Raw genomic sequence first — 4,694 nt, 5'->3', positions numbered from 1 at the left:
CCCCGCAAACACCGACGACACACCCAACAACTCCACCGCCATACCCACCCACTGCGCACCCTGCCCCGGAAACACAAACCCACAACCACCAGTGATCCGGGATTCGGCCGAGATCAGCGACGGCCACGAGCCGCCGCACGCCATCGCGGCCAGCGCCTCGCTCGCCTCGTCGCGCGAGGCGACCGCGGCGACCGCGCGGTCCTCCCACTCGGACCGGGTGGTCAGCAGCGAATACGCCAGGTCCGCGACGCCCACTTCCGGCCGTTCGTCCAGGAAGTCCCGCAGGCGGGCCGCCTGCGCTCGCAACGCCGCCTGCCCCCGGCCGGACACCACCAGCGGGACCACCGCGGGCGTCGCCGCACGCAGGGGTTCCTCGACCGGGGGTGGCCCTTGCTCCAGGACCAGGTGCGCGTTGGTGCCGCTGACGCCGAACGCCGACACCGCGGCTCGACGCGGACGACCGGCCTCCGGCCACGGGCGCGCCTCGGTCAGCAACCGCACTGCGCCCTGCGACCAGTCCACGTTCGGCGTCGGCGCGTCCACGTGCAGGGTCTTGGGCAACGTCGCGTGCTGGAGGGCCAGCACCATCTTGATCACCCCGCCGACCGCGGCGGCCGCCTGGGTGTGCCCGGTGTTGGACTTCAACGACCCCAACCACAACGGCCGATCCACCGGGCGCCCCTGCCCGTACGTCGCCAGCAACGCCTGCGCCTCGATCGGATCGCCCAACGTCGTCCCGGTCCCGTGCGCCTCCACCACATCCACGTCCGCAGTGGACAGACCCGCGTCCGCCAGCGCGGCCCGGATCACCCGCTGCTGCGACGGACCGTTCGGCGCCGTCAAACCGTTCGACGCACCGTCCTGGTTCACCGCGGAACCCCGGACCACGCCCAACACGCGCCGACCACCGCGCACCGCATCCGACAACCGCTCCAGCAACAACACCCCCACCCCCTCACCCCAGGAGGTTCCGTCGGCGCCGGCCGCGAACGACTTGCACCGACCGTCCGGCGCGAGGCCCCGCTGCCGGGAGAACTCGGCGAACGCCCCCGGCAACGACATGACCGTCACCCCGCCGGCGACCGCCATCGAGCACTCCCCGCGGCGCAGCGACTGCGCGGCGAGGTGCACGGTGACCAGCGAGGACGAGCACGCCGAGTCCACCGTGATCGCCGGGCCTTCCAGGCCGAGGGTGTACGCGATGCGCCCCGATACGACGCTGCCCGCGATGCCGGTGCCGAGGTAGCCCTCCAACTCGTCCGGAACCGGGTGCAGGCGGGTCGCGAAATCGTGGTAGACGAGACCGGCGAACACCCCGAAGTCGGCGCCGCGCAACGATCTCGGGTCCATCCCGGCCCGCTCGAAGACCTCCCACGAGGTCTCCAGCAGCAACCGCTGCTGCGGGTCGATGCCGATCGCCTCGCGCGGTGAGATGCCGAAGAAGCCCGCGTCGAAATCGGCCATCCCGGGCAAGAACCCGCCGGTGCTGACGTAGGACTTGCCGACCCGCTCGGGGTCCGGATCGAACAGGTTCGCCAGGTCCCAGCCGCGGTCGTCCGGGAACTCCCCGATGGCGTCGGTCTCGTCCTCGACCAGCCGCCACAGGTCCTCCGGCGAGCGCACCCCGCCCGGGTATCGGCACGCCATGCCCACGATCGCGATCGGCTCCTGCTGCCGTGACTCGATCTCGTGCAACCGCTGCTGGGTGCGGCGGGCATCAGCGAGGACCCGCTTCAGGTATTCCCGCAGCTTCTCGTCATTCGCCATGATCGGACCAGCTCCTCGTGGTGCTCGCCGCACGCGCGCGGCGCTCGGTCAGGACGTGCCGAATTCGCTGTCGATGAAGTCGAACAGCTCGTCGTCGGTGGCGTGCTCGACGTCCAAGCCGGCGGGACCGCTCGTGGAGTCCCACCTCGCGAGCAGCGCGCGCAGCCGGGCCGACACCTGCTCCCGGGTGGATTCGTCGGCCGCAGGGGTCGCCATCGCCGCTTCGAGTGCTTCCAGCTCCGCGGGAAGCGCTCCGCCGTCCGTCGCGCACCCGAGGTCGAGCGCGCCCTGCAAGTGGGCGGCGAGCGCGGCCGGGTTCGGGTGGTCGAACACGACGGTCGGCGGAAGGCGGACGCCCGTCGCCGCGGTCAACCTGTTGCGCAGCTCCACGGCCGTCAACGAGTCGAACCCGATCTCGTTGAACGCGCGATCGGAGGGCACCGCGCTCGTCACGCCGTGCCCGAGCACGGCGGCCGCCTCGGACCGCACCAGTTCCAGCACTTCGCGGCGGCGGTCGTCGGCGGACAGCGGGGACAACCGGCGCACCAGATCACCCGGCGCGGACTCGGGGATGCCGGTACCGGGCAAGGTCTCGCCCATCATCGCGCGGACCTCGGGCAGGTCAGCGAGCAGCGGGCTCGGTCGCATCGCGGTGAACCGGGGCACGAATCGAGGCCAGTCGAGGTCGCTGATCGTGACGCAGGTGTCGTCGTGCTCGACCGCTCGCACCAGGCCCGCCACCGCGAGATCCGGCGGCATGAACCGCAACCCGGATCGCAGCAGCCGGTCTCGGACGTCGCCGGAGAACGTGGACATGCCACCGCCGTCCCAGGCGCCCCAGGCCACCGAAGTGGCCGTCAGCCCGCGCGCCCGGCGGTGCTGCGCCACACCGTCCAGGTAGGCGTTGGCCGCGGCATAGGCGCCCTGCGTACCGCTGCCCCAGGTCGCCGCGTTCGAGGAGAACAGCACGAACGCGTCCAGCCGCAGGTCGCCGAGAAGTTCGTCCAGATTGGCGGCCCCGGCGACTTTGCCCGCGAGCACCTCGGTGAACTCCGCCAGGCCGGTGTCCTGCACGGCGCAGGGCCATGCCACCCCGGCCGCGTGCACCACCGCCGTCGGCGGCCCGATTTCGGCCAGCAACCGGACCATCGCGTCCCGGTCGGCGACGTCGCACGCCGCCACTTCGGCCGCGGCGCCCAGCTCACCGAGCTCGGCCACCAGCTCGGCGGCGCCCTCGGCTGCCGGTCCGCGCCTGCTGGTCAGCACGATCCGCTCGGCACCGTTCCCGGCCAGCCACCGCGCGAGGTGAGCGGCCACCCCACCGGTACCGCCGGTGATCAGCACCGTGCCGCGCGGCGTCCACGTCCGGACGGGCCGGGTGTCCGGCAGCGGCGCCGGTACCAGTCGTCGGGCGAGGACACCGGCGGCCCGGATCGCCACCTGGTCCTCCTCCGCACCGGCCAGGACTCCGACCAGGTGCCGCACCACGGCGGCGTCCACGTCCGCGGGGAGGTCGACGAGTCCACCCCACCGCCCCGGGTGCTCCAGAGCGACCACCCGCCCGAGGCCCCAGACCGCGGATTGCTCGGGGACGGCCGATTCCTGCGCCACCGCCACCGCGACCGCTCCTCGGGTCAGGCACCACAGCGGGGCGGACGATCCGGCATCCCCCAGCGCCTGCACGAGCTGCACCGTGCCGGCCAGCCCGGTGGTCAGCGGGCGAAGGTCCCGGTGCGCGGCCGTTTCCAGGGCCAGCAACGAGACCACCGCCGCCGCGTCGACCTCCCGGACGCGCGCGGCCAAGGCGTCGCGTTCGACCTCCGCGTCCACCACCAGCGTCTCGACCCGAGCGCCGTGGTCGCCGAGCCCGCGCAGCACGGCCATCACCGACTCGTCGTCCGCGCAGCTCGCCGGTACCGCGACCAGCCAGGTCCCGGCCAGCTCCGAGCCGTCCGCCACCACCGGTTTCCACTCGATCCGGTAGCGCCAGGAGTCCATGGTGGCCAACCGGCGGCTGCGCTCCCGCCACCTGGCCAGCGCGGGCAGCACGGTCGTCAGCGCGGACCGCTCGGCGGGATCGCCGATGGGCAGGGTCGCGGCCAGCACGTCGAGGTCGCGCCGCTCGACCGCGTCCCAGAACCGGGATTCGCGCTCGTCGGGCCCGGGACCGTCGGCCGCGGGCGGTTCGGCTTCGGTCAGCCAGTAGCGGCTGCGCTGGAAGGCGTAGGTCGGCAGCGGTACCGGCCGGACCCCGGTGCCGCCGAACAACGCGGACCAGTCGACGGGGACACCGCGCACGTGCAGTTCGGCCATCGAGGTGAGCAAGCGCCGGAGACCGCCATCGTCCCGGCGCAAGGTACCCACCACCACCGATTCGCCGCCGCGCTCCTCGAGAGCGTCCTGCACGCTCGTGGTCAGCACGGGATGGGGGCTCACCTCGACGAAGCACCGGAATCCCTCGTCCAGCAATGATTCGGTCGCGTCGTGGAAGCCCACCTGGTGGCGGAGGTTGCGGTACCAGTACTCGCCGTCCAACGAGGCGTCCCGCACCCAATCTCCATCCACAGTGGAATAGAACGGAATGTCCGGCGCTTTCGGGGTGATCTCCGACAGAGCGCTCACCAGCTCCTGCCGGATCGACTCCACCTGCGCGGTGTGCGAGGCGTAATCCACCGGAATGCGACGCGCACGCACCCCCGCGTCCTCGCACTCCGCCAGCAACTCCACCAGCACCGCGGGATCGCCCGAAACGACTCCTGACCGCGGCCCGTTCACCGCCGCGACCTCGACCCGGGCACCGAACCGCGCCAGCCGCGACCGCAGCTCCGCCAGCGGCTCCGCGATGGAGATCATCCCCCCCGAACCCGCCAAACACTCCCCCACCAAACGACTCCGCACCACCACCACCCGCGCACCATCCACCAACG

2 protein-coding genes are annotated in these 4,694 nt (G+C 72.5%); both read right to left on the bottom strand.

Annotated features, from left to right (window positions below; translation table 11 throughout):
• Nucleotides 1–1,767: type I polyketide synthase (locus ACWD38_RS30030; RefSeq protein ID WP_450125418.1), on the bottom strand; the 1,767-nt coding region annotated here is incomplete at its 3' end.
• Nucleotides 1,768–1,815: 48 nt separating this feature from the next.
• Nucleotides 1,816–4,689 carry an SDR family NAD(P)-dependent oxidoreductase gene (locus ACWD38_RS30025; RefSeq protein WP_450125419.1) on the bottom strand — a complete coding sequence of 958 codons (2,874 nt, stop codon included), beginning with the start codon at nt 4,687–4,689 and terminating at the stop codon, nt 1,816–1,818.
• Between the last annotated feature and the right edge of the window lie 5 nt (nt 4,690–4,694).

Source organism: Saccharopolyspora sp. NPDC002578 (assembly GCF_053592695.1).
Note: the sequence above shows the minus strand (reverse complement) of the source record. Positions and strands in the feature narration are given on the sequence as shown.